Here is a 24,489-nt window from a genome sequence, read left to right as displayed (position 1 = left end):
GTGTGGGTCAGCCCCCCGAGAGGCTGACCCACACCGTTTTCAAGTCGGAGTACTTGTCGAGCACGGCGAGGCCCTTGGACCGGCCGTAGCCGGAAGGCCCGCGCCCACCAGCGGGGACGGTCAGGTCGTCGGTCTCGAACCCGTTGACCCACACCGTGGCGACCCGCAGCTGCTGGGTCAGCTGCATCGCGGTGTTCAAGTCGGCCGACCACACCGATGCCGCCATGCCGGTGTTGAACCCGCTGGTCAGGCGAACCATCTCCTCGATGCCCTCGACACCGAGCACGGTGGTGACCGGGCCGAACACCTCCGTGGTGAGAGTTGCAGCGGTCGGCGACCCACCGTGCAGGAGGGTCGGTGCGAGGAACGCGGCGCCCTGGACCGGCGGCGAGGTAACGGGTCCACCGCGGACCAGCCGTGCGCCCGAGTCGATCGCCTCGGCGACGGTCGCGGTGACGGCATCGGCGGCGGCCTGCGAGATCATCGGCCCGAGCTCGGTTCCCCAGTTCATCGGATGCCCGAGGACCAGAGCGTCGAGCGCCTCGGTGAACTGCCTGAGGAAGTCGTCGACGACGCTGTGTGCGACGAGGATCCGGCTCACACCGGTGCACATCTGCCCGGCGTTGAAGTACGCGCCCCAGGCGAGTCGGCGCGCGGCGAGGGCGATGTCCGGCGCGTCGGCGCACACGAGGGCGGTCGATTTTCCACCCAGTTCGGGCCAGATCCGTTTGCTGTTGCTGGAGGCGCTGTAGCCGAGGAACGCGCGCGCGGCCGCGGGTGAGCCGGTCACGCTGACCACGTCGATTCCGTGGTGGAGCCCGAGTGAAGCCCCGGTCGGCTCACCGCCGGTGAGTACCGCCAGCGCGCCAGGCGGAAGTCCCGCGAGATGGGCGAGTTCAGCGACTCTCAGGACCGCGAGCGGCGCCTGCGGGGAGGGTTTGATCAGCACGCTGTTGCCCAACGCCAGGGCTGGTGCGACCTCGTATCCGATCTGGGCCAAGGGGAAGTTCCACGGCGTGACCACCGCGACCACTCCCGCGGGTTCCCGGCCGACGAGGGCGAGCGATTCGCTGCCGGTGTCTGGGTGGTCACCACTGTGTTTGCCGATCATGGTCGCGTACCAGCGGATGGCCCGCACCACACTCGCCAGATCGACGTCCAGGCAGTCTGCGGCCGGTTTCCCGGTTTCCAGGCAGATCAGCACGGCGAGCTCGTCGCGGTTGTCCTCGATCAGCTGCGCCCAGGTGGTCAGCACTGCCGCCCGCTCAATACCGGGGATGCGTCGCCACTGGCCGGTGTCGAATTCCGCGCGCGCCGTGCGCACCGCGACATCGACGTCGCGTACTTCGCAATCGGCGAGGACCGTGATTGTTGTTCCCGTGATCGCCGAGACCAACGGTCTCGGCCGCACCGCCGGTCGGTCCTGGCGCCGGCCGTTGATCACCGGCCGGGGATCGACCTGGAGGTTCTCCGGTCGCCCGCGCCATACCTCCCCGGTGCGGTCGATGAACGAGGCTTCCGCGAGTGTGGTGGTCATGTCCGCCTCCGCAGGAGATCAGCGTTGATATCGGAGATCCGCGCGCATCCGGCCAGCACCATCGTGCGGCGCAGCTCGGCGGTGAACAGGTCGAGTACCTGCTCGACGCCGTTGGCGCCGTCCAAGGCCATACCCATAGCCACGGGTCGGCCCAACAGCACCACGTCCGCACCGAGGGCGAGCGCCTTGAACAAGTCGACTCCGGTACGGAAGCCGCCGTCGATACCCACCTGCGCGCGGCCGTCGACCGCGTCGAGGACTTCGGGTAGCTGGTCGAGTGTCGCGGGGACCGAATCCAGTTGTCGGCCCCCGTGATTGGACACGATCACCGATCGCGCTCCGCAGTCGAGGGCCCGCCTGGCGTCGCTGGCTGTCAGCACGCCCTTGACCACCAGCGGGAGCGGCAGCCGCGCGGCCGCGGCCGCCAGCGTGTCCCACGTCCACGCGGAGCCGGCTTCGCCCAGCAGTGCGGTGGCGAACCGGCCGTCGGTATGGTTGCCGGAGAAATGCGCCGGGTCGACCGTGATGGACAGTCGGCGTAGCCGTTCACGCCAGCCCAGGACCGGACAGTCGATCGTTACGCACAGCGCCGTGTACCCGGCAGCGTGAGCACGCTCGGCGAGGGCAACGAACTCCGAAACTTCACCCTGGGCGTGGACCTGCATGATCGTCGGGCCGGTGGCCGCGGCGGCGACGTCTTCGAGGCAGGTCGCCGAGGCCTCGGCCACGATCGCCACTGTGCTGCGTGAGGCCGTCGCGGTGACGACCGCGGTCTGCCCGGTCGGGTGCAGGAGCCGATCGCAGCCGATCGGGGCGGTCAGCAGCGGTGCGGCGAGCTCGATACCGAGGAAACTCGTCGCGGTGTCGACGGTGGTGACCCCGGACAGTAGCCGCGGCAGTACCTGCCATCGAGTGAACGCGGACTCGTTGTCGGTCCGCGTCACTTCTGCACCCGCGCCGGCATCGATGTAGGCCCAGACGTCGGGCAGCAGCTCGGCCTGGGCGCGTTGGTGCAGATGCGGCAGCGTCCGGATGACCGTCGGCTGCCCGGTGACCTGGGGGTTCATCGCCGGTCCTTGCGGCGGGCGACCAGAGTGGTGCGAGCGGTCTCGGTAACGGTATCGCCACCTGTGTAGCGGCCGGACTCGGCGGCGGTGATGGTGGTCCCGACGAACAGCTCCCCGGAACACCACAGGCCACGCACCAGTTCGGTCAACTGCGGACTCGGCCGATAGGTCGAGTACCAGGACTCGAATGCGTTCCAGTCGACCGGACTCGGCTGCGCCGCGACCCATGCGGCCATGTCGTAGACCGTCGGCAGCTTCCACCGGTAGATGCCGCCCTCGAGCGCGCCGGTGGTCAGATGAGGGTAGTTCTCGGCGACGAAAATCGCCCCGGCCCGGGTGACGCCCTCGCGGAACGGCACCAACGTGTTGATCACCGCGTCGAGTCCACAGTTGATCGCGGCGTCGCGCTCGAACGGCAGGTCTCGGGCGTAGGCGCTGCGGAATGCGTCGATGTCATGGATCTCGCCGCTGCGCGCGGCGGCCTCCATCACGTCGTAGAAGCCTTTCCACCACGCCTTTTGAGCGCCGAGGACCGCGTTGAAGACATGCCGTCCCGACAGCGAGCCCAACTCGTAGCCCAACTCGTCCATCTGGGCGGGCGAGTTCATGCCGGGTACCACCGGCGCGGTGTGGAAGGTGACCGGAATCCCGGCGTCGACCAGCTGCTGCGCCGCGGCCAACCTCTCACGCGCGCTCGGTGCCCGGACCTCGAGCCGCCGAGACAGTGTCTCGTCGAGGGTGATGACCGAGAAACACACTTCGATCAGACCTTGCGCGGCGAGATCGGTGAGCACGTCGATATCGCGGGCTACCAGGGTGGCGCGGGTCAGCACGAACACCGGGATCTTCTCGGCGAGCGCGGCTTCCAAGGTTCGGCGGGTGACCTTCTCTGAGGCCTCGATCGGCTGGTAGGGGTCGGTCGTGGTGCCCAGATCGAGGATTCCCAGACTGGCATCGGCTTCGGCCGAGCCCGGCGAGACTCCGACATGTGCGCCGTAGTCGCCCGGTCCCCTGTAGAGGCAGTAGGTGCAGTTGATGTCGCATCCGCGATAGGCGTCGGCGAACACGCGCCAATGGTGGGCTCGGATCGTCTCCGCCGAGGTCTGGAAATCGAAGACCTTGGGAATCAGCGCGGTGGTCATGGTGCCTACTTTCGGGTCGGGATCGACGAGACCGGGGCCGTCTACCTGTGATGCCAGAACATCCGGCGATGCGTGTTCGCATGCGGCGCCGGAAGAGGAGGCGTCTGTGATGTCGCGCCCGGTCCGTTCGGAGGCACCCCGGTGCCAGGTCGGCCGCAACCCGATCCAGACACTGTGTCCACAGCGGTGCCGGATCCGAGGGCGGCGGTATGGGTGTTGCCGGTATCGCCTGACCTGTTGCCGGGGTGCCACTTCCAGGATTGCGCCCTTGCCTGTGCAAGCACCATGCAGCAACAGTGCAGCTTTCCTGCAACTTTGCTGCGCGGCGAGATTGATCGGCGAAATATCAGCGGACATCGCTGCGCCGGTGTAGTTTTCGAGGCTCAGTGAGCAAATCAACAGGGGCGGACCCGGGACCGATGAGCATCGATCGCTGGACGGGAATCGAGACGAAGGCGTTGCGTGAGGCGATGATGCTCAGCGTCGACGATTTCGCTGCGGCCGTCGGACTGGGCGTGCGCACGGTGTGGCTCTGGGAGTCCCACGGCGCCACCGTATGTATGCGAAGGTCGAGTACTGCCCGATTGAACAAGACGCTGGCCGAGGCGCCCGCGGAGGTGATCGAGCGATTCGACCGCGCTCTCGCTGCCAGCAGTTCGAGCCAACCACAGACCGATCCCGGTCTACTCCCACCAGCTAGGGTGGATTTGGACCCCCACAGTCGGCCATCGCCGGCCGTGCCGGGTGCCGACGAAGCCGATCAGGTCTGGGTGCACGCCCGGACCGCCGCTGGAGAGTTGGTCCTCGTGTCAGTTCCTCGTCGCACCGTCGTCGCCGGCGTCGCTGCCGGAGCGCTCGCCGCGGCCACCGGCTCCCGGCCCGCAGCCGCACTCGCGAACACCGCCCACATCGACCACGTCGAGCATTTCCGGAATCTGCGCCTCGCGCTCATCGAAAGCGACAACCTGCACGGTTCCGCGCCGGTGATCCCGCTGATGGAACAGAACATCGAACGCATCGGCCAGCTACGATCCGCCGGAATCGGCGACTCCCAGGCGATGCTGCGGATGCGGATCCTCTACGCCGAGTTCGCCGCCTGGCTGCACCAGGACTGCCGCAACTTCAACCGCGCCAAACACTGGACCGACCGGGCCTTGACCTGGTCACACCAACTCCACGATTCCTGGTCGATCGCCGCCACCCTTATCCGCAAGGCCCAGATCGCCAACGACCAAGGCGACGGCATCGAAGCCATCGAACTTGCCACCGCTGCCGAGCAGGCCGCCCCACCCGGTACCCGATTCGCCGCAGTCGCCGCGGCGTTCGCCGGCTACGGCGCGGCCCTGGCCGGTCGGCGCGGTGACAGCGAGCGCGCCTTCGATCGTGCCCACGCACTCACCGACGACGTCGACGTCGATCGATCGTGGGGATTCTTCCTGGACCACCCCTACATCGACGTCCACCGAGCGCACGCGCTGACCGCCCTCGGAAACCACCGCGGCGCCACCAACCAATTCGGACCGGCGATCACCGCGATGCAGTCCGGGTACACACGCGATCAAGCCGTCTACCTGTCGCGCCAAGCACTCGCCCACGCCCGCGGCGGCGAAGCCGAACCGGCAGCCGGACTCGGACTGGCAGCGATGCGAGTCGGGGTCAGCACCGGATCGCAACGCATTCTGTCCAACATCAGAGACCTCGACGGTCTGCTGGCCCCGGCCGGATCCGTGGCCGAAGTCGCCGAGTTCCGCGACGCCGCCCGGAAATGGGCGGTGGTGGCCTGATGCCGCGACCTCATGTCCTGCTGTCGGTCGCCACCAGCATCGACGGCTACATCGACGACACCAGCCCCGAGCGGCTGCTGCTGTCCAACGCCGCAGACTTCGCCCGCGTCGACGCGGTACGCGCCGACGTCGATGCCATCCTGGTCGGCGCCGAGACGATCCGCAGCGATAACCCGCGGCTCATCGTGAAAAACGAACAGCTCACAACACAACGTGTCCACGCCGGCAAACCCGCCCAGCCGATGAAGGTCACCGTCACTGCGAGCGGAAACCTCGATCCAGCGGCGAAATTCTGGCATCACGGCACAGAACAGCACAAACCGCTGGTATATACCACCACCACAGGCGCGGAGAACCTCACGCGGCTGACCGAACTCGCCGAAGTCATCGACCTGGGCCCCACAGTTGAGTTCCGCTCACTGCTCGACGACCTCGGCCACCGCGGAATCCAACGCCTCATGGTAGAAGGCGGCGGCACCATCCACACCGCGTTCCTGTCCGCCGGACTGGCCGACGAACTGCACCTCGCCATCGGGCCCACCCTCGTCGGAGAACCCGGCGCGCCGCGGTTCCTTCACCCCGCAGCCTTCCCCGGCGGACCAACCCACAGAATGCGGCTGCTCGACATCACCCAGATCGGAGATGTCGCACTCCTGCGCTACGAACCACCCAAGGAGAACCGGTGACAGAACTCGACCACCACCACTGGATGAACCGAGCAATCGCCCTCGCCGGCCTGTGCCCCGTCGTCGAAGGCGCATTCTCCGTCGGTGCGGTGATCGTCGCCGACGGCGAAGAGATCGCCACCGGCTACTCCCGCGAAACCGATCCCAAAATCCACGCCGAGGAAGCCGCACTCGACAAGCTCGACCCCGAAGATCCGCGCCTGACCCGCGCCACGATCTACAGCACTCTCGAACCATGTTCGGAGCGGGCGACCAAGACACGACTGCCGTGTACCGAACGTATCCTGGTCGCGCGCCTCCCCGAAGTTGTCATCGCATGGCGCGAACCCTCCACCTTCGTGGAAGATTGCATCGGCGTCGAGAAACTCCGGCAGCACGGAGTCAAAGTCATCGAGCTACCCGAACTCGCCCATGCCGCCATGGCCATGAACCAGCACCTGGATCTGTCCTAACCGCCACGGGCCCACCGCATCCGGCCTGTAGCCTGGCCCGGATCGGCGGCACCACCCGGCCAGCGCCGCAGCAAGCGCTGACGAATCACCGGAGACCTCAACATGCGGGGAAAGGACACAGGCCATGTACGAAGGTGGTTGCCGGTGCGGCAGGATCCGGTACCGAGCCGAATCCGCCGAGATCTGGCCGCATCTTTGCTCATGTCTGGACTGTCAGAGTCTGAGTGGCGGACCCGTCATGGCCTGGGTGGGGTTCCCCGCCAACGCGTTCACCTGGACCGGCGACGGCGGCGAACCGACCTGGTTCTACACCTTCCCCGGGATCGGACGCGGGTTCTGTTCCACCTGCGGCTCCACGCTGGCCTCCAAAGGCGATGTGGAAGGCGAAGTCGGCGTGACCATCATGTCACTCGACAATCACACCGCCCTGATCCCTGAACATCAGTCCTTCACCGCCGACGCGGTGCCATGGCTGCCCCCGATCGTGAACCGCTCACCATAGAGGATTTCAGTGGTTGGTGGAACGCTCCGTCCGCACGGTCCGCAGGAACCGCGCGGCGGCGCGACGGCTGGTCAGCGTGATGAGCCTGGCCGAGCCGTACTCGGCCAGCAGATCACGCATCCGGGGCCGCATGGTTTTGCGGTAACCCCAGACGTATTTCACGAAATCCCAGGTGATGCGGTCATAAACGCCGTCTGTGTGCTGTCCGCCGCGGTATCGCCAGCGTCGCTGCGCGATCCCGAGCAGGCAGGTCAGCGCGGGCAGATCGAGAAAGATCACTGTATCGGCCGCGGCCAGCCGGATCGGCAGAGTTCCCGCGTAATTTCCCTCGATCACCCACCGGGGCGCGGCCACCAGCTCACGTTGCCGGGCGGCAAACGCCTCCTGTGTCAGAGGGTTCCAGTCCTTGTCGTAGTAGATGGCGTCGAGGTGGGTTACCGGCAGATCCAACAGTGTGGCCAGCTGGTGGGTGATATGGGTTTTTCCGCTGCCTCCGCACCCGACGATCGCGATCCTGTCCACGGGCTGCGACCCTAGTCGCTGCCAGCGGCTGGACGTCGAACTGCCTCACCTTGCCACCGTCGGCGAGTCGCCCACCGCAGAAAGCCGCCACCATCGTCCGGGTTGCCATGCGCCGGGCCTGAGGATCGTCACACCAGTCGAACAGCGCCCTGCGCTGTGGTTGCTCAACCCTGCAACGAGAGACCAGATAGCGAATAAAAACGACATAATTGACTCAAGATACGTCAGTTGACAAATAATACATCTGATACATTTTGAACCATGGACGCTTTCGCTCTTCCCGACCTCGTGACGACCCAGGACCTGGAAACGCTGTTGGAGGTCCAGCGCGCCCGGATCTCCTCTATGCGCAAGCGTGAGGCCGAGTTCCCCGAGCCCATCGCGGACTCCACCCCCAAAAAGCCGCTCTATCTGCGAGAAGATGTACTGCGCTGGCTCGTAGCCACCGGTCGCGCGCCGGAAGCAGCGCTGCCGGCCTTCGACCCGCCGCCCGCCGGGGCCCCGATCACCCAGCGCTGGTTCCGGCAGGGGTGGGAGTTCGTCAAGGTGCCCACCCGCAACGGTGGCTTCGCAGAGCTGCATGCCGCCCGCTACACCACCGGTGAGTTCACCGATCCGCGCACACTCACCCTGGTCGTGCCCGTGGGTGACATTGGCGGGCCGGGACTGCCTGCCGAACATCTCTCCCCCGACGTCGTCTCCGCCCTCGGCTACGGCGGCCGCGACGGTCTGCGCGGCGCGATCGCCTGGATCCGTCCCAACGACTGGATCCGCTACGACCATGGTGACTTGTTCGGCGCCGAAGTCCCCGAGGACTTCGCGTGGGGAGTGCGGATGAAACTGCTCGACGGTGCCGTCGTCTCCGAGTTGGTCGGGCATCTGCTGCCCTACTGGGAACGAGGAGCGGTCGCGAAAGCCGCGGCTGCACTGTGGGAACCGCGCCCGCTGGGCGAGGACACGCCCCCCGTGTCTTCCTCACACACCCCGCCCGGACTGGCCACCGCCGCCACGCTTCGCCGGCAGTGCCGTGAAGTGATCGACCAAATCGCCACCGGCCGCCGTGAAGCACCGGACGACATCGCCGACGAACTCGCCCAGCTCGGCAACACCATGTGGGACACCACCCTGTCCCAGTTCAACTGGGGGTCCGAGCCCTCTGCCATCACGGTGCTGCCGGGCTGGGTCCTGCCGATCGAACCGCCGAAACCCACCCGCACCGACCCCCACCCACCCCTGCCGCCACAGCCCGGGCAAATCGACCTGTTCCACGCCCTGGAATGGCTGATCGAACAACCCGATCTGCCACACGGCATGGCGCGCACCGCCACCGACTACTACGGCTATCCCACCTCCATCGACGTCCTGACCATCGACCGCGCCGCCCTGCCCGACCAGTTGCGCACCGCGATCGACCGCAACCTCACCCCGATCCCCGTCCGCGCCAACTGGCTCCACGAAGCACTCACCCACGCCCTCGAACACCACCAGCACCTCTCAACGGAGGAGAACCGGCTCGACGGCACCGCCCCCGCCTCGGACGATGTACCCACTGTGCTGGGCTGGCGCACCGACACCGACCCCCAGTCCCACCCAGCGCGGGCCTTGCGCGGACACCGTGCCGACGACCTGCTCGCCTACCACGTGCCCCGCATCCTGTTCGAGATCGGAACCCCCGCGACCGTCCACCTGTTCGCCGCCACCATCGGCGACAAACGCCGCTACGGCGGCATCCTGATCGACCACGCCGGCGCCGCCAGCCCCATACCGCTCAACCCCGACCCCGCAAATCCCGAAGCGACCGCGGCCGAACTGACCGCGCTCGCTCTCGGCATCACCGAACCTCTGCACCTGGGCCGCCAACCCAAACTGCGCACCGAACCAGCCCCGCTCACCCAACTCGCCACCGCATTGCGCAGCACCGACCACCTCGAAATCGCCTGGGAAACCCTGTGCGAAATCGTCGGTCCCCGACCCGAAGGTCTCGACGACCGCGCACTGGTCACCACACTCAACGACCTCGAAACCTGGAAGAAACTGACCAACCCGCCATTGACCCTCGTACCTGACCCCGACACTGCATAACCCCGTTCCGCCCCACAGGCCAGGCGCCATGGCCCCTGCTCACACCCGAGGAACCCAGATGGATTTCGTCATCCCCGAACATCGCAGCATCGCCGACCCCGATACCGGCAAATCACGACTTCTCGACCAGAAATGCACGACCTGCATATTCCGGCCGGGCAACCCCGTCTATACCCGCGAGAGCGCCGAGAAACTGGCCGACGAAGCCTGCCGGGACGACTCCTACGTCGTGTGCCACAGCACCTACAAGGACGGACAGCCTCCGCCGCACGCGATATGCCGCGGTTTCTGGGACCGCCACCGCGACGACTCCGCAGCACTGCGGATCATGCAACTGTTCGACCGCGTCCTGGAAGTACCGCTCGACCACGGACCGGAAACCTGAGCCCGCCGACAGCGACCACATAACCCGGTCACCCCGCGCTCAAACTGCCCGGGCAACCCAGCGTGGGGCGGGGCGAGTTCGGACCGCCTGACCCACAACTCGCCCAGCATATCGACACGCTCGCACCCGCCGGCATCTCCGCCGGGCGCAAACCATATCGGCCGCAGCGTCGCCGAGTTTCGGTCACCGCACCTGCGTGCTGTGTCGGCAGACCGTTGCCGGTTCAAGACCGGATCACAGCAGGTGAGCATTCGATCGGATGGAGGCCAGGCATTCCTCTATCGAGGGCCGGGCGCCATAAACCAGCGCCATCGCGTCGCGGTAGCCGGCTTCCAGGATCTCGCGTGCTGGTGCGTTGTCGGACAGCAGCGGACCGTCGGCGAATCCGGCGGCAGGCCGAGGGGTGTAGTCGAATCCCGCGGCAGCGCTGTGCTCGTCGACATCCGCGCACAATCGCGCGATCCCGTCGGTGCCGAGTGCCTCCAGCGAGGCCCGGACCTGTGCATCGCCGAGCAGGCAATGAATGTCGTAGAGATGACGGGCGTTTCGCCGCAGCGCGGCGCTCGCCTTCGGATCGGGTGCGCGGGATGTGCCATCGTGCAGTGCTGAGAGCTTCTCGAACAAGGTGCGTTCAGGTGCGAGAACGTCGATGCTGAACGCGGCGAACTCCGCCCAGGTGTCGGCGGTGTCCCCGAAATGGCTGATCGCGAAATCTGCTACCAGCGAGCGCACCTCGTGACGGCCGGTCGGGAAGGTCCCACCGCGGGTACCCATCTCGAGCAGCACACCCTGTTTGATCGCGTCCTCCGCGGCCGGTGCGGCCGTGGTGCGTGCGGGGTAGAGGTAGCTGACGTTGCGTTTGACTCCCCGCGTCGATTCCTTCGCTACGACCGCCTCGGCGGGCAAGCCCAGGTGCGCGGTCACGGCATCGCGCACCTGCTTGAGCGCCTTGTCCTTCGCGCCCGCGCCGGCCCCTGCCTCTGCCGGGAACACCACGAGCAGATCGATGTCTTCGGAGAACCGTTCGATCAACCCGTAGACCCGAGACAAACTGGTGCCGCCCTTGAAGATCACCGTGACCGGCCCTGTGCTGGATTGGCCGGTGACCTCGACCGGGAACGTAGTGGCCCGCAGTACTTCTATGGCCCAGAAATCCTTTTCCACATACGTGAGGTCGATACCTAGCTGGGTGGCGGTCGCGCCGATCAGCGCGGCCAGCTCGTCGGGATGCTCACGCAGCAGAGGGGCCATCAGGCCAGCATGCCCGATACCTGCAAATCCTCACTCAGGCGCCGTAGATTGCGGCGCAGCGCAGGGGAATGCTCGGCTTCGGCGGCGGTGGTCAGTTCGCGCCAACGCAGCCTGCCGCGCTCCACCGCAGCGCCGACCGCGGACGCGAGCGCGGACCAACCGCCGTCGACGGCGCTCTCCCAGTCACCGCGTAGCAGTTCGAGGACCGCGATCTCGAGCGAGGTCAATGCCAGCCGCCGGAGGTTGCTGCGCTTGGAGATCCTCACCCCGGGCACGGCGGTGGGCACCGGCCCGGTCACGACCATGGTGGGCCTGGCCGGCACCTGGGTGGTCAACCCGAGCGCGCGGGCAGCAGAGAACCCGGTCGGCCCGGCACCGGTGCTGCCGAGCACCTCGACCGCGATCGCTTCGGCCGAGGGCCGGGTCGTGCCGTAGCGGGTCTGGGCGCCCTTGAAGTAGAGGCCCTTGCGGATACGCACCAGCTCTCCGCGCTTGTGCGCACGTTTGACCGCCGACGTGGCGGCAGCAGCGGACCCCGGCAGGCGGTTCGTGTGCACGAACCCACCGACCGGAAAGGACTCCAGCGCCTTGCTGGCGTCGCCTACTGCTGCCCTCATGACAGAAAATTGTATCGAAAACCTGTCACGAAAGCGAGGTGGCGCATCGTGACCGCCGCCACTTCAAGCCATCTACCTGGGAATATGACGGTAGCTGGGCAGTCGGCTTGCGCCGCGAGGCTCGCCCGCCTGAGCGCCGTCGCCGCGGTCGATCCGGTTGATCCGGCCGATGGCCTTCGGGTCTGCGCGGCCGCCCCGCCGGGGTTGTCTCGGCGCAGTGAGCGACGTCGCGAGAGCGTTCGCGGTGTCTGCCGCGCCCAGCGTCCGACAGTCCCCATCGCGCGTATCGGAACAGCGCCCCGGCGCGTGGCTCACGCCTCCACCGGCCTGCTGCTGTGCGAGTGCGACGGACAGCGGTGTCCCGCCGCCTGGTGCCTGCTGGTTCTGTGGACCGAGGGTCCGGACGATTTCCTCGGATCGCATACGAGATTGTCGTCGGTCCGGGTGATACTCGACAGCGGACAGTCGAATACTGCTGTAGGAGTTGGTTTCCCGATGATCGAACGAGCTGAATCGGGCGTGTTCGCTGCCCAGCTGGGCAGGTTGGACCTGCGTGGCTGGTCAGCGACCGTGGATGAGATGGAGGCGATTGTGCGTCGCCTCGGGTTCGACGGGGCTGCTGTATCCGGTCCGTCGGTGTCGCCGGCGGTCGTGGTCGAGGACGTCGAAGGGATTCGAGAGGCCCAGCTCGACCATTCCTACGACCAATGGGTCCAGCGCCTGCGGGCGGCGGCCGACCGGCCAGAGCGTGCAGCATTGCGCGAGGCTCTGGTTGCGCTGCGCGCCGATATGCCGGCACCGGGCCCGCGCGCCGCGCAGATGTTCTGGGTCCCCGATCCGGACCCGGGCGCCGAACTGCTGACGTGGCTGGGCGAGCGAGTAGCGCGGGTAAACGCGGCCGCACCGCAGGTGGAACAGACCATCACGGTTTTCGGCTCCCGGGCGGTGCCGCAGGAGCGCGACGGCCCTGAGGCGCGCGCGTACTACCTCGACTGGGTGGACCCGGAACGGATCGTGACCACCCCGGATCCCGAGCAGTGGGGGGAGTTCGACCGCGCCGAGCCGGTTCGGCGCTCGCTCGCTGGCTTCTGCGTGACCTTGCATTCGGCCACAACTGCCGAAGCGCTGGAGACGTGGACCGACCGGCTCGTGATCGGCAATATGCGGCATCCGGTCCCACTGGAACGAGTCGAAGGGCCGGCCGGGCCGGTTTATGCCGTCCGCGGCGACGGCACACACCGCGCCCACTTCGCCCGCATCTTCGGCCTTCCGCTGCTGGCGGTGGTCCGCACCAGCAACCTGCCCCGACCACTCTGGGCGATCGACCGCCCCCACATCGACGGCGCACCGTTCGGACAATGGGCCTCGCTCTGGCGCGGCCTACAAAAACGCGGCCTGCTCGAAGTCACCGAGCACCCCGGGCCCGGTCTGGCCTCATGGACACCGACACGGATGTGCGCGGAGTGGATGCTGATGAGCCCTGAGAAGGCCACCGCGGTGAACCGGGCCTACGACCGGGTGTATCCGCGGGCCCTGCAACATGCCACCGGCCTGTCCGATATCGAGCTGTTCGACCCCGAACAATGGGCCCACACGCTCCTGGGCTCCCGACCGGCGCTGTCGAGACGAGGGCGATGGTCGCTACTTGCGGAGCTGGTTCCCGCGGCGGCCATCCGAGGAGTACGCGCTCGACGTCGGCCCCGCACGGTGAGTTCGGTCGAGCGCGGGGACCGGTGATGCACCGTGAATCACCTACCCCGCCGACGGTCCTCCCCTCCGATCTTGACCAGACGACCCAGTGCTGAGGCATCCGCGGCGGCCTCCGGCCGTATAGTTTCGCGCCGGCCCAGGTGGGTCTCGATCACCGTCACGATGTCGTCCCCACCCCCGTCTTCGGGCACGCAGTGTACCGAGACCGGCAACCTTGGCGAGCATCCGATCGGGCCGCCGCCCAGGCCGGTGGTCTGGCTGTTGCCGCGGCCACGCGCGGTCTTGCGGGGTCAGTGGTGACGGGTGCAGCCGATATCCCTGCACCCGTAATTCGGATGCGCTCGGACGTCGCTGAGGACTGCGCAGACCTCGCAGTGGCCCGGCTCGCCTACGCGGCCGCGTTCGGTGTTGGTACCGGCGTAAGCATGTGTCGGTGGGTAGCCGGGACTGCCAGTAAGTTCTTCGAGTGGCCCGTCCGATTTAGCCTCGATGAACCGGCGTTTGACTCGACCAGGAAGTAGCTCCGCATGACGCGAACAGCAGGACGCCACACGATCGCCAAGACCTTCGAGTTCGCCGCCAGCCACGAATTGCGGCAGCTTCCCCGACACATAAATGTGCCCGCAACCACGGCTCGACCAGCTCGGCACGGGGTACCTGCATAGCACGGGCGGCCGCGGCAGCGACAGGGTTTTCGGTAGACACACGCCGCCAAGCGGTCTCGCCGGTGAACAGTACATGCTCGACGTCCGTCCTGGACCGACTCGGTACCGAGACCGCAAGGTTCCGGCACGGTCGGACAAATGCTGCATTCTGCGATTTCACAGGACATCTCAAAAGCGGCGACGCGGCGGCACTGTCGGCGGCGAGAAAGAGCCTGTACGGATACATTCCCCGTGGGCGGGCGCGGCGCAGTGTCCAATGTCGTTGTGCCGGTTGCGCCTCCACAGCCACTGCCGGCGGGCGGCGGTGCCGACTGCGCACTGCTCCCATTCGGTGATCGAGGCGTAATCCACGACCATCACGCGATAGTGCGGGCTGCGGGGGCCGCGGTGAATCCATTGCTCCGCGGCTTGGACCGACGCTTCGTGGCCCACGAGGACCACGGTCTGACCGACATGCTTGTCGGCGAGGTCGTCCAGATTCACGCCGACGCGATTCACCCAGGCCGACCACGGTTCGGCGTCGGGTGCCACGGGTGTGTCCGGTGTCAGCTCTATCGGGAAGTCGAGCCGGGCCAGGACGTCCTCCCATGCTCGGCCTCGGGCCTGGCCGAACACCGGGCCGGGTAGCTCCGGGATCACCGGGGCGCCGACCGCTTCGCCGATCGGTACCGCGGTCTGCACGGCGCGGGCCGCGGGTGAGGTGTAGACGGCAGCGATGTTGTGCTGGGCGATGGCCAGCGCCAACGCGACGGCATCGGCCTGGACACGGCCGGGCGGGGTCAGTCCCTGGCAGTCGTCGGCCTCGGAAACGACGCCGTCGATATTGCAGTGGGCTTCGCCGTGACGGACCATGAGCATCCGGACGCCCTCGGGCCGGGCGATTTCGGCGACTCCGGCCGACCGTACACGGGCGGTTGCGGTGTCCCACGGCGGCCGGACGCTACGCGGACGTGAGTTCACAAGGGGACCCGGGAACCGGCTTGGGCGAGGGCGATATCGACGACCGTCTCGCTCGGCAACCGCTGCGTTCCGACCGGAGCCACCTCCCAATACCGACTCGCACTACGCGGGGTCGGCAGCGAGATCTCGGCGCCGAACCCGGCTTGTTTCGCGCCGTGCATGAACAAGGGGTCGAACAGCGGCGTGCTGGTGGGACGCTGAGTGAGGAAGCGCCATGACGTGGAGGCGGTGTCGACGATGATCGGTGTGGAAAGGCCGCGCCGTTGAAGTTCGGTCGCGACCAGGTTCCCCAGTGCGGCCGGCATCCGGATACAGCCGACCTTCCCGGTGAGTACGACGATGCGCCAGGTCTTGGTGACCCGGGCATCGAGGCCGTGGACGCGGCGATAGATCGCGACGCAGGTGGATAGATTAGTGGGAAGCACGGAGGTGCTCATACGGTTTTTCCTCCCGAAAGGGTTTCAGCAGTTGGTTCACGCGGAGTTGTCGCGGGAGCCGGAGCACGTGCCGGGGTGGTCACGCCGGGCCACCCGAGACCGGGCCAGGATTTCGGCAGGACGATCAGGCCGTTGAGTACGAGGCGTATCAATCCCGCGTAGCCCAGCTGCATTTCGGCCAGGTGGTCCCAGGCGCGATGGCGTTCCACTTCGTCGACATCGTGATGCAGGGCCCAATGCGCGCACGCCCATGCTTCGGCGACCCGGGCCACGACGCCGCCGACCGAGTCGGTGCCCGGTGTGACTCCGCCCAGGGGTCGGGGTAGTAGCCCGTGGATCCAGGCGTCGATGGTGCTGATCCGCTGCCCGATCTGCGTGTGCAGGGTGCGGGCTTCGTGTGGTGGCGCGTCGATCCATCGCAGGTAGAGAGCGGACAGTCGGCTGGCGTGGACCGCCATCGGTGATCGGGAGTCGCTGTGGCCCTGGACTGCCGCCATCAGCTCCTCGGGCGGCAGGAACGGCGCGCAGTCATCGACGCTGCTGACCAGCACTGTCGTTGCGTGAGGTCCCATCGCGATCACCTCTTCGGCTGTGTCGGCTGTGGCGCAGTGGGCCGCAGCGCATCGGGAAGGGGGAGAAGGCAGCGGGTGAGGGTGCCGCCGGTCTCGCTGCGCCACCGGTGCGGGGTGGCTCCGGTCTGTGCGCAGATCCGCTGCAGGCCGTCACCGATCGGGGCGTTCGAGTGATCACGGGTCTCGATCACGTCGATGGCCACCGTGGTGGTTTCCGGTGGGCACAGCACCTGGATGTGCAGGTGATCCGGGTCGCCGGGCGTGTGTGTGGAGGCATGGACGGCCTCGGCGAGCATCTCGGTGAGCAGTTCCTCGACCACGCCGGCGATATCGACGAGTCCGGCGCGTTGCAGGCGCTGCCGGACTCGCAGCGTCACGATGTCCTGTGCCAGTGCGGCGGCGGGTATGTCGATGTCGGCGACGATTCCGCGGCTGCCTGCGGGGCGTGTATCGAGGTGAACCACGTGGACCTGCGGTGCCAACCGTGAAATCAGTCGTTGGATCGCGGCTTTGGGGATCCCGAGGCCGTCGAGGTGGTCCGGGGAGGGGACGAGCAGGTATCCGGCGTCGGGGTGGGTCAGGGCGTCCAGTAGCGACCACAGGGCGGGTGTCGGTGGTGGCGCGGTTACCAGTGCGCGCAGATCGGTCCCGGATTCTTCTGCGAAGCGCTCCAGGTCCGCGGCGACGGTGGCGCCGTGGGCGTGATCGAATGCCGCCACCAGTGACCATAGTTCGCTGGCTGGGGAAGGTCCCTGGGCGTAGACGCGGCCCCAGACCGAGCCGCCCAAGGCGCGGGCGGACTCCTCCAGGTCTTCGATGATGGTGCGCGGCGACGCACTGATCAGTTCCGGTTGGACGTACGCATACATCGCGGACATCACCGCACCTCCCACTGTGCTGCGAGGTTCATGTGGCATCACCCCTGCCTCGGCCGCAGAACCACTCTGCGGCGGAAATGCCGATCGGCTGGGCCTGGTGGCCGGTGACGACCGACACAAGCAAGAGTAAGCAGCAATAATTGCAGAGTCAACGGGAACGATTATCGCAGCAAGTCACGTAGCATTGAGTACAGGTGAATTTTCGGCATCGGAGTGCGCTCCGCGACGTGCATGAGGGAGGATCGGGGTATGGCACGGACATCGCCCACGGTTGCGAAGTGGGAGCTCAAGCTCCGACTCGGCCGGCTGCGCCGCGATTCCCAGCTCGAAGACGCCGAGGTGATCAAAGCTGTCGGCATCTCCCAGCCCTACTGGTCGCAGGTGGTCAACGGCTCCAGCATCCTCACCGAGGACAAGCTGCGGGCGCTGGCCCGGGCCTATGGCTGCGACCCCGACGAGCAGGACGAACTGGTGTCGATCCGGGAGATCGCCACCAAGAACCGCGGCTGGTGGACGAAGTACCCGGCACTGATCCCACCGGAGTTGCAGCGGCTGTACGGCCTCGAATACGGCGCGCACGCGATCCGCTGCTACAACTGCCTGCTCATCCCCGGATTACTGCAATCGGAGGGATACGCGCGCACCATCATCGGCGCCTCCACCATGATCCGCCCGTTCGAGGTCGATCAGCACGTGATGATCCGGATGCAACGCCAGACCCGGCTCACCGGCGAGGACCCGCTCCACGTGACCGCAATCTTCAGCCAGGCCGCTCTCATGCAGGAAACCGGCGGCCCCGATGTTCTCCAGGAGCAACTCCGCCACCTGGTATCGCTGATCGAGGAGCACCCGGAGACCATCGAGATCCGGATCATCCCGTTCACGGCTTCCGAGGGCACCGCCCTCGGAGGATCCACTTTCCACCTGCTCGATTTCGACAGCCCGCAGCTACCGACCCTCGGATGGTCCGAGACACCGACGAAAGCCGATGTCGTAGAGGACGAATCCGAGGTCAACAGTCTGATCTACGCCTACGGGCACGCTCTGACACAAACGCTGAGCGCTGACGAATCACGAGCGATGATCAAGGAACACCTACGTTGAGCGACACACAGTCCAGCCCCTCCACCCGCCGCGCCACCCAGCCGCTCGGCTGGCACAAATCCACCTACTCCGACCACGGTGCCGCCTGCGTCGAAGTCAACACCGACGCCGACCCCGTGCTCGTCCGCGACACCAAATACACCGGACCCGCCGACCAGCGACCGGTCATCGCCGTACCCGCCGACGTCTGGCCTCAATTCCTCGCTGCCGCTCTCGGCGAACACCCCGGCGCCCTCGACACCCGCATACCGGCAATCGAACACCATGCGCCCACCGGCCAAACCTCCCTGACCGACGAGGCGGGCACCCGGCTGATCTATACCCGGGACGAATGGGACGCATTCCTCAGCGCCGTGCGTGACGGCGAACTTTCCCTGCCGACCATGGCCTCCGTGTAAACCATTGCCGGGGTGACCGGAGGGCGTGCACCTCCGGTCACCCTGACAACCAGCTCAGCGCCGATCTGTAGCCGCATCGATATTCTTGGTGGACATCATCGACCTCGGTCCGCTCTCCGAACAATGTTGCTGGGCAACAGCAAGCATCAGGACGAGATGGGCCGAGGGTGTGCACCGCAGTCGCCCGTCCGCCCGGGTCGCTTCATCGACGGCGTGCTTGAACGGCATTGTCACCGTCGGCACTTCGGTGTTTTCGTGGTCTCGGGTGAGTCCGGTCGCGGTGAACAGGTGCACACCGGTGCTGGCCAGTCCGGGCATGAGCCAGCTCATGCCGTGATAGGTCCACTGTGTTGCGGTGTAGCCGGTCTGGGCCTGTAGTACGCGCTGCGCGGCCTCTTCGGAGATCTCGCCGGCGAACCCGCCGCCGGGTAGTTGCAGCAGGGGGCGGGGCGCCGGATAGTGGGGCCGCTCGACCAGCAGGATCTCGCGGCCCCCGGTGATGGCGGCCACGCGAAGGGTGTCCGGGGCCTCGGACCAATCGCCCATGTGCCGGGGACCGCGCTGTCGGCCGTCCTCGTCGTCGGAGCTGATGCCCGCGTCGAGGTTCGCCGCCGCGGTATGCCCTTTCTGGGTGAGGACATAGACGAGGTCGGTGCGGTCGATACCGAGGACGACGATGGTGTCGGTATCGGCGGGGCGGGCGTAGCCGTGGCGGTGCAACCAGCCCAGCGCCGCCGCGGCACTGTGGCGGCGTGGGAAGCCGACCTGCTTGTACAGCATCTCGGCCCAGTACCGGCCCCCATCGGCCATAGTTTCGAGGACTCGCCGCTGGTTGGAACTGAACGGTTTTCGGGCGTGAGTCACAGAACCTGCTTTCGATAGGGATTCGGATACGGTGCCGCGGCAGAGCCGGAAACAGCGACCAACCCGAAGGAGAGGAAAAGGATGAGAGGACAGCCGGTCCACCCCTGGACCGCAACACGATCGGCAGAATCCCGCCTTACCGTGCGCAGTCCGGCAGGTGGGATACAGGAGGTTTCGTCACCTTGACGGACGCAGCGACCATGAGGCCACCGAAGACTCGGTACTCACCCAACCCCTGTCTTGTCGGGGAGTCGAATCCGCGGTGCTGGGTCTGCTGATCCGCCGGATTCCCGTGTGCCGGCGCGGTCGTTCACATCAATGGCGGCACCAAGGGGACCGTGAAGACCTGGATGCGTTGTGGTCGAGGGACCGGGGGCAGTCCGGTCGAGCGTCGGCGAGGTTGGGGTTCGGTCCCGGCGTTCAGGTCGGCGGCCAGCCGGTCAAAACGTCGTCCGAATGTTTTGAGTCCCGAGATCAGGGGGCACGGCCCACTCTGGGGTGGCCACACATCGATCATGACAGTGGCGGTCGCGATCCGGTCGATGATCTCGCCGACGGTGACTATGTCGTCGTACTCGTCATCGACGAGCACAGCAGTGTCTGGTTCGTTTCCGAGCATCCAGGACACGGTGTCGTCGACCACACCCACCATGGCCCGGGACCACTCACGAGCGCGAGTCCTCACTGCCGGGTCGGCGATCCATGGGTCGCCGGGTGCCGGAATCCTGCAATCCGAATCCCGCACGCAGTTCCGCCACACCGAGGCCATGCCTCGTGTGGCCTCTTCCAGATCGTTGCCCTTGATGCCGGGGTCGTGCCACAGCGTCAACAGCCGGTTCATATCCGGCAGCCGATCTGTCGGCTCAGCCGAGCTCACGGTTGGCTGCGGACCAGAGACCTCGGTGCCCGGCCACGGTTCTGCGGTGGTGTCCTCATTCGTCACCGGTGACCGCCCGGCGGTGGTGGGCGAGTGCGGTTTCGATCAGGGCCGCGGCTGCGTCGCCGGTGACCGCGTGGGCGGCGAGCCGATCGAACGCGGCCTCGTAGCCGGCCCCGCCCTGTATATCGGTGACGGTGATCTGGCAGGTCATCGTTTCCACTGTGACCGTGGTTTCGTCGTAGAAAGTGAAATTGGTGGCCGGTGCTACCAGCGGGGCGTCGCGGGGGACGACGGATAGCACGAGTCCACCGTCCAGCTCCAGAATCTCCAGCAACGTTTCTAGCTGGGCGACCATCACCGCCGGGTTGCCGACGGTGGTGTAGAGCGCTTGCTCGGCGATCACGAAACGCGCGTATCCCGAACCGGCCCGCCAGTCGGATTGCCGCGCCATCCGTGCCGCCACTGCCTCTTCGAGCTCGGTGTAGTCGATCGGGCGACCGCTGAGCTGCTGGCACACGCGCAATACCGCGGCGGCATATGCACGGGTTTGTAGCTGGCCGGGGAGGAGATCCGGGTCATAGCCCCGGATATCCTCCGCTCCTGCTTCGAGACTGTGGGTGCGGTCTTGCAGTTCAGGCAGAGTGTAATCGTCCCAGTCCACGATCTCCGGGCTGTGCGGCGCGGCGGTGGCCGATTCCATGACAGGGGCTCCTTCGGCGAGTGCAGGGGTTGATGAATGCGGATTTCAGGCCGTGGTGATCGCGGTGATCAGGGTGCGGCCGTTGGAGGTGCGAGTTGGTGACCGACTGGCGGCGGATGGCCTCCGGGACGCCCGGGAACTGCTGGGCCAGATGGGCTCCCGCGCGCCCCGGCGAAGAAGCCACATCGCAGGGCCTCATCTATCGCAGGGCCTCATCTGCGGGTCTCGGTTATGGGCGTGAGTAGTTCCAGGGCGATGTCGCCGGGCTCCGGGCGGTGGTGGCGTGCGAGGGTCAGCACCAGCTGGGCCGACGGGGCGCACCGCAGGCGTCCCCCGGCGACGGTGGCCTCCGTAGCGGCGTGCTCGATCGACATATGCCGCACCGTCACCGCTGGTGTGTCGGTGTCGTCGGGGCGATTTCGGTCCTGTTCGGTGAGGCCGGTGGCCAGGAACCTGTGTATTTGCACTGCGTAGCTGCCCGGCAGAGGCCACACCGTTCCGAGACTGGTCCATTGCGTGGCGGTGTAGCCGGTTCGGGTTCGTAGCGCGTGCTCGGCGGCGTGGGCCGGGGTTTCGCTGCCGCCGACGGCGCGGCCGGGCAGGTGCAGCAGCGTCGGCTCGCCGGGGTAGTCGCTGCGTTCGAGGACGACGAGTTCACTCTCGGTGGTGAGCGCAGCCACGCACACCATGGTGATCAGCGGGCCGGCGGATGCCGGATCGGCACCGGGTCGACTGTCGAGGTGGGCGGGGCAGGGCTCGTCGAAGTACCACTCGTGGCCGAGGTCGAGGTTGTCGGCCGCCATGCGGCCTTTGTCGGTGAGCATATAGACGCGGTCGGTGCGATCGGGACCGATGACCACGAGGTTGTCGGTGTCGGCGAGCTGGATGTAGCCGTTGCGGCCCATCCACCCCAAGGTTTGCGCCGCACTGTGGCGGCGGGGAAATCCGAGCCGCTGATACAACTCCTGAGCCCAATGCCGCCCTCCGTCGGCCATGACCTCGAAGATCCGTCTCTGGTTGGTACTGAACGGATGACGGCCGTGAGACATGGAATTCCTGCCTTTCAATAGGAACCGGCCTCTGGGGCGCCGGGCAGATCGTCGAGCTGCCGTGGCTGCGGCCCGGCGGTGGTCACCGACCCCGGTCGGCTGGTGCGGGGACGGGGTCCGACTCGGTCCGGGGGCGCGTGGTACAGAGTGAGTAGTTGGTGGATGGCAAGCGAGCTCACGATCATCACCAGGCGGGGTTGTATTCGTGATCGGCGTCGTCGGTCAGGCCGCTGAGGTAGGCGAGGGCCGCGGTGAGCTGTATGCACTCCGGCCCGTGGCCGCCGTGCTGTCGGCGGACGAAGTCCGCTTCCCCGGAACAGGCGAACGTGGGCTCCTGCTCGCACGCGGCGTGCCACGCATTCCACAGATCGCGATGCGACCCACGGACCCGGGTGGGATCGATGGGCGCGTTCACTGTGCCGCGAATGTGGTCTCGTCCCAGCCGGCGCGGTCGCTCCACGCCTGCAAGAAGTCCGGAGCGAAAACGGGCGCGCCGGGCAGTTCGGGGGTATCGAAGGATGCGGCCAGCGAAACCTGGTTCGCGGACACGATCACGCGGTGGCGGCGCAGTTCGGCGTGCACCGCGTCGGCCTGTTCAGGGGTCTGCATCCGGTGGGCGTTGTACCAGTCGCTATTGCGGGCCAGGAAGGTCAGAGCCACGACCGCGGCGCACGCTTCGGTCACCGTGGCCGCCAGCGGATCGGTGCTCTGTTCCGCGGCGATCAAGGCGGCGGTGACCACGAGCCGGGTCCCGGCCGTGTGTGCGAGATCGGCCCGGGTCGAGTCGATCCCCAGCGCCATCCCCTCCGGTTCGTAGTCCTCGCCGCCCTGCTCGATACCGGTGGCGGTGTAGAGATCGCTGGACAGGGTCTGCTCGCGGGCGATGATCATCTCCAGCCACCACGGCCGCGTGTCCGGGGTGCCGGGCAGGCGCAATGTCGACAGCGCGTGATGGCCCCGACCTGCGGATTTCTCGAGGACATCGTTGATGCCCTCGGCGATCTTGGAAGCGACGGCGTTGGCATGCCAGTCGGGATAATAGTTGCAGCGCAACAGCCCCTGTGCACCCAGCAGAGCAGCGGATTTCCGCAGTGCCTTCTCCGCGATCGTGGTGAGGGTGGGTTTGACGACCATCATCCACAACGGCAGCCGCTGCTGCTGGGCGGGATCGGTACTCAGGTCACGGACCATGCGGCCCAGCACCGCGCCCGCGTAGGCATGGGCGGCGGAGGTGACCAGGCCACGCTGCAACATATCGCTATGGCCATGCGGCCGCTGGCGAGAATAGTTGACCAGCCCGGCTACCCCGGCGAGGGCGGAAGCGATATTGGCGGTCGCCAGGTCCTGGCGGCCGCCGATCAGCGGGCTCAGCGAGAGGTGGCACCGCTGCCGCACATCTGCCTCTTCACACCAGAACGCGCCTTCGCCGTCGAACCAGGCCCACGCCCCGCCGAGAAATCCATCGCGGGGGATGAACAATCGGTGCGCTTGGGCCCATCCGTGATCCATCGCCGCGCCGAGCTTGCTCGACATTGTGCCGATGGTGACGCCGTCGGCCAGTTTCCCGCCGGTCGCGCGCAGGCGGGAGGCGAAAAGGAAGATGCCTTCGTCGCGGCCCTCGACCATCAGTCGCGCGCTGAACACCACGATCTTCGGGTCCTTGAGATGCGCGAAATTCGGTGGGCCCTTGATCGACCCGCGCGTCGGGGACCACAGCCAGTACCCGTCCGCCGGCGGGTCCCATTCGGCGATCATCTGCTGGTCGGCACCGTTGGTGCCGCCGAATTCGGTCAGGGCGAGCACGCCGGTGGACGCGCCGGTATCCAGCTCGGCCAGCAATTCCCGCTGATACTCCGCGCCGGTGCCGTGGGCGAGCAGGGCACCGATCGCCAGATCATGGTGACCGGTCCACACCGTCAGCAGGTGCGGTGCACCGACCGCGGCACCGTCGCCGTAGGCGCCCCGTAGATGCGTGTCGGCGGCCAGCTCCCGGGCCGGGAGACCGATCTCGGACAACAGCTTGCGCAGCAGGTCCGGGCCGATCCCGGTCTCCTCGGTGTAGGTGAGGTTATCCGGCGGGACATCCCCGAGCCGCATGATCGTCTCACGCGCTGTGCGGTGAGTGGCCAGGTGAGGGCCGTAGATCGTCTCGCGCAGCGCGGTGACGGTGGCGTCGTCTCCCTGGTATCCGATGGGGGTGATGGCGGTTGTAGTGATTGTCATGGTGCACAACTCATTTCGGTGG

At 67.0% G+C, this 24,489-nt stretch carries 26 protein-coding genes; 9 read left to right on the top strand and 17 right to left on the bottom strand.

Going from position 1 to position 24,489, the window contains the following annotated elements; genetic code table 11:
- Window positions 1-7 precede the first annotated feature (7 nt).
- From ACWEWT_RS15140 to ACWEWT_RS15130, 3 genes are read right to left on the bottom strand one after another with little or no spacing between them, the layout of a single operon-like run.
- Entirely contained in the window at window positions 8-1,537 is a 1,530-nt protein-coding gene (locus tag ACWEWT_RS15140; protein ID WP_452559303.1) for an aldehyde dehydrogenase family protein, read from the bottom strand.
- A complete protein-coding gene (locus ACWEWT_RS15135) occupies window positions 1,534-2,604 on the bottom strand; it encodes an alpha-hydroxy acid oxidase (RefSeq protein WP_452559301.1) in 1,071 nt (356 codons plus the stop codon). Before ACWEWT_RS15135 ends, ACWEWT_RS15140 begins: the two co-directional genes overlap by 4 nt.
- On the bottom strand, window positions 2,601-3,746 hold the full coding sequence (locus ACWEWT_RS15130) for a radical SAM protein (protein WP_452559299.1): 1,146 nt from the start codon (window positions 3,744-3,746) through the stop codon (window positions 2,601-2,603). Before ACWEWT_RS15130 ends, ACWEWT_RS15135 begins: the two co-directional genes overlap by 4 nt.
- A gap of 419 nt (window positions 3,747-4,165) precedes the next feature.
- Here ACWEWT_RS15130 and ACWEWT_RS15125 point away from each other — a divergent pair, with 419 nt between their 5' ends.
- The 4 genes from ACWEWT_RS15125 (at window position 4,166) to ACWEWT_RS15110 (ending at window position 7,170) form a co-directional block, all read left to right on the top strand.
- Window positions 4,166-5,530, top strand: a complete 1,365-nt coding sequence (locus tag ACWEWT_RS15125) for a helix-turn-helix domain-containing protein (protein WP_452559297.1) — start codon at window positions 4,166-4,168, stop codon at window positions 5,528-5,530.
- A complete protein-coding gene (locus tag ACWEWT_RS15120) occupies window positions 5,530-6,216 on the top strand; it encodes a RibD family protein (protein WP_452559296.1) in 687 nt (228 codons plus the stop codon). The genes ACWEWT_RS15125 and ACWEWT_RS15120 overlap by 1 nt, the downstream gene beginning before the upstream one ends.
- Window positions 6,213-6,668: a deaminase gene (locus ACWEWT_RS15115; protein WP_452559294.1), complete on the top strand. Its 456-nt coding sequence runs from the start codon at window positions 6,213-6,215 to the stop codon at window positions 6,666-6,668. Before ACWEWT_RS15120 ends, ACWEWT_RS15115 begins: the two co-directional genes overlap by 4 nt.
- Window positions 6,669-6,792: 124 nt before the next feature.
- Window positions 6,793-7,170, top strand: a complete 378-nt coding sequence (locus ACWEWT_RS15110) for a GFA family protein (RefSeq protein ID WP_452559292.1) — start codon at window positions 6,793-6,795, stop codon at window positions 7,168-7,170.
- 6 nt (window positions 7,171-7,176) lie between these two features.
- Here the strand turns inward: ACWEWT_RS15110 and ACWEWT_RS15105 are convergent, their stop codons facing one another.
- Window positions 7,177-7,692, bottom strand: coding sequence for a hypothetical protein (locus tag ACWEWT_RS15105; RefSeq protein ID WP_452559290.1), 516 nt, complete (start codon window positions 7,690-7,692; stop codon window positions 7,177-7,179).
- A gap of 261 nt (window positions 7,693-7,953) precedes the next feature.
- On the opposite strand from ACWEWT_RS15105, the gene ACWEWT_RS15100 reads away from it, so the two are divergent.
- Both ACWEWT_RS15100 and ACWEWT_RS15095 read left to right on the top strand, forming a co-directional pair.
- A complete protein-coding gene (locus tag ACWEWT_RS15100) occupies window positions 7,954-9,774 on the top strand; it encodes a hypothetical protein (protein WP_452559288.1) in 1,821 nt (606 codons plus the stop codon).
- Window positions 9,775-9,832: 58 nt separating this feature from the next.
- On the top strand, window positions 9,833-10,159 hold the full coding sequence (locus ACWEWT_RS15095; protein ID WP_452559286.1) for a hypothetical protein: 327 nt from the start codon (window positions 9,833-9,835) through the stop codon (window positions 10,157-10,159).
- Window positions 10,160-10,393: 234 nt separating this feature from the next.
- On the opposite strand, the gene ACWEWT_RS15090 is transcribed toward ACWEWT_RS15095, so the two are convergent.
- Complete coding sequence (locus tag ACWEWT_RS15090) at window positions 10,394-11,410, bottom strand: nucleotidyl transferase AbiEii/AbiGii toxin family protein (protein ID WP_452559285.1); 1,017 nt, start codon at window positions 11,408-11,410, stop codon at window positions 10,394-10,396.
- The gene (locus ACWEWT_RS15085; protein WP_452559283.1) at window positions 11,410-12,027 is read right to left on the bottom strand and encodes a DUF6088 family protein; all 618 of its coding nucleotides are present in this window, start codon (window positions 12,025-12,027) and stop codon (window positions 11,410-11,412) included. Before ACWEWT_RS15085 ends, ACWEWT_RS15090 begins: the two co-directional genes overlap by 1 nt.
- Window positions 12,028-12,522: 495 nt before the next feature.
- Between ACWEWT_RS15085 and ACWEWT_RS15080 the strand changes: the two genes are divergently transcribed.
- Window positions 12,523-13,764 (top strand): hypothetical protein, encoded by a 1,242-nt coding sequence (locus tag ACWEWT_RS15080; protein ID WP_452559281.1) that lies wholly within the window; start codon window positions 12,523-12,525, stop codon window positions 13,762-13,764.
- Window positions 13,765-14,570: 806 nt separating this feature from the next.
- Here the strand turns inward: ACWEWT_RS15080 and ACWEWT_RS15075 are convergent.
- The 4 genes from ACWEWT_RS15075 to ACWEWT_RS15060 all read right to left on the bottom strand — a co-directional run bounded on the left by ACWEWT_RS15075 (window position 14,571) and on the right by ACWEWT_RS15060 (window position 17,249).
- Window positions 14,571-15,260 carry a histidine phosphatase family protein gene (locus tag ACWEWT_RS15075; protein ID WP_452559279.1) on the bottom strand — a complete coding sequence of 230 codons (690 nt, stop codon included), beginning with the start codon at window positions 15,258-15,260 and terminating at the stop codon, window positions 14,571-14,573.
- A 98-nt stretch (window positions 15,261-15,358) separates the two neighbouring features.
- Window positions 15,359-15,799, bottom strand: coding sequence for a hypothetical protein (locus tag ACWEWT_RS15070; protein ID WP_452559277.1), 441 nt, complete (start codon window positions 15,797-15,799; stop codon window positions 15,359-15,361).
- Window positions 15,796-16,371 carry a hypothetical protein gene (locus ACWEWT_RS15065; RefSeq protein ID WP_452559276.1) on the bottom strand — a complete coding sequence of 192 codons (576 nt, stop codon included), beginning with the start codon at window positions 16,369-16,371 and terminating at the stop codon, window positions 15,796-15,798. Before ACWEWT_RS15065 ends, ACWEWT_RS15070 begins: the two co-directional genes overlap by 4 nt.
- Window positions 16,372-16,376: 5 nt before the next feature.
- On the bottom strand, window positions 16,377-17,249 hold the full coding sequence (locus tag ACWEWT_RS15060; RefSeq protein WP_452559274.1) for a hypothetical protein: 873 nt from the start codon (window positions 17,247-17,249) through the stop codon (window positions 16,377-16,379).
- 249 nt (window positions 17,250-17,498) lie between these two features.
- Between ACWEWT_RS15060 and ACWEWT_RS15055 the strand changes: the two genes are divergently transcribed.
- Together ACWEWT_RS15055 and ACWEWT_RS15050 are read left to right on the top strand one after the other, a co-directional pair.
- The gene (locus tag ACWEWT_RS15055) at window positions 17,499-18,353 is read left to right on the top strand and encodes a helix-turn-helix domain-containing protein (RefSeq protein WP_452559273.1); all 855 of its coding nucleotides are present in this window, start codon (window positions 17,499-17,501) and stop codon (window positions 18,351-18,353) included.
- Complete coding sequence (locus ACWEWT_RS15050; protein WP_452559272.1) at window positions 18,350-18,751, top strand: DUF397 domain-containing protein; 402 nt, start codon at window positions 18,350-18,352, stop codon at window positions 18,749-18,751. Before ACWEWT_RS15055 ends, ACWEWT_RS15050 begins: the two co-directional genes overlap by 4 nt.
- A gap of 54 nt (window positions 18,752-18,805) precedes the next feature.
- Here the strand turns inward: ACWEWT_RS15050 and ACWEWT_RS15045 are convergent, their stop codons facing one another.
- The 7 genes from ACWEWT_RS15045 to ACWEWT_RS15015 all read right to left on the bottom strand — a co-directional run bounded on the left by ACWEWT_RS15045 (window position 18,806) and on the right by ACWEWT_RS15015 (window position 24,467).
- A complete protein-coding gene (locus tag ACWEWT_RS15045; RefSeq protein WP_452559270.1) occupies window positions 18,806-19,615 on the bottom strand; it encodes an NUDIX domain-containing protein in 810 nt (269 codons plus the stop codon).
- Between the two features lie 310 nt (window positions 19,616-19,925).
- Window positions 19,926-20,456, bottom strand: coding sequence for a hypothetical protein (locus ACWEWT_RS15040; protein ID WP_452559269.1), 531 nt, complete (start codon window positions 20,454-20,456; stop codon window positions 19,926-19,928).
- 91 nt (window positions 20,457-20,547) lie between these two features.
- Window positions 20,548-21,195, bottom strand: a complete 648-nt coding sequence (locus tag ACWEWT_RS15035; RefSeq protein WP_452559267.1) for a DUF5753 domain-containing protein — start codon at window positions 21,193-21,195, stop codon at window positions 20,548-20,550.
- Window positions 21,196-21,407: 212 nt separating this feature from the next.
- On the bottom strand, window positions 21,408-22,244 hold the full coding sequence (locus ACWEWT_RS15030) for a hypothetical protein (RefSeq protein WP_452559266.1): 837 nt from the start codon (window positions 22,242-22,244) through the stop codon (window positions 21,408-21,410).
- A gap of 14 nt (window positions 22,245-22,258) precedes the next feature.
- Window positions 22,259-22,423, bottom strand: a complete 165-nt coding sequence (locus ACWEWT_RS15025) for a hypothetical protein (protein WP_452559264.1) — start codon at window positions 22,421-22,423, stop codon at window positions 22,259-22,261.
- A 5-nt stretch (window positions 22,424-22,428) separates the two neighbouring features.
- The gene (locus ACWEWT_RS15020; protein WP_452559262.1) at window positions 22,429-22,659 is read right to left on the bottom strand and encodes a hypothetical protein; all 231 of its coding nucleotides are present in this window, start codon (window positions 22,657-22,659) and stop codon (window positions 22,429-22,431) included.
- A complete protein-coding gene (locus ACWEWT_RS15015) occupies window positions 22,656-24,467 on the bottom strand; it encodes a hypothetical protein (protein ID WP_452559261.1) in 1,812 nt (603 codons plus the stop codon). The genes ACWEWT_RS15020 and ACWEWT_RS15015 overlap by 4 nt, the downstream gene beginning before the upstream one ends.
- Window positions 24,468-24,489 lie beyond the last annotated feature (22 nt).

It is taken from the genome of Nocardia sp. NPDC003963, assembly GCF_053605105.1.
The sequence above is the reverse complement of the archived record's forward strand: the minus strand, read 5'-3'. Positions and strand labels throughout refer to the sequence as shown.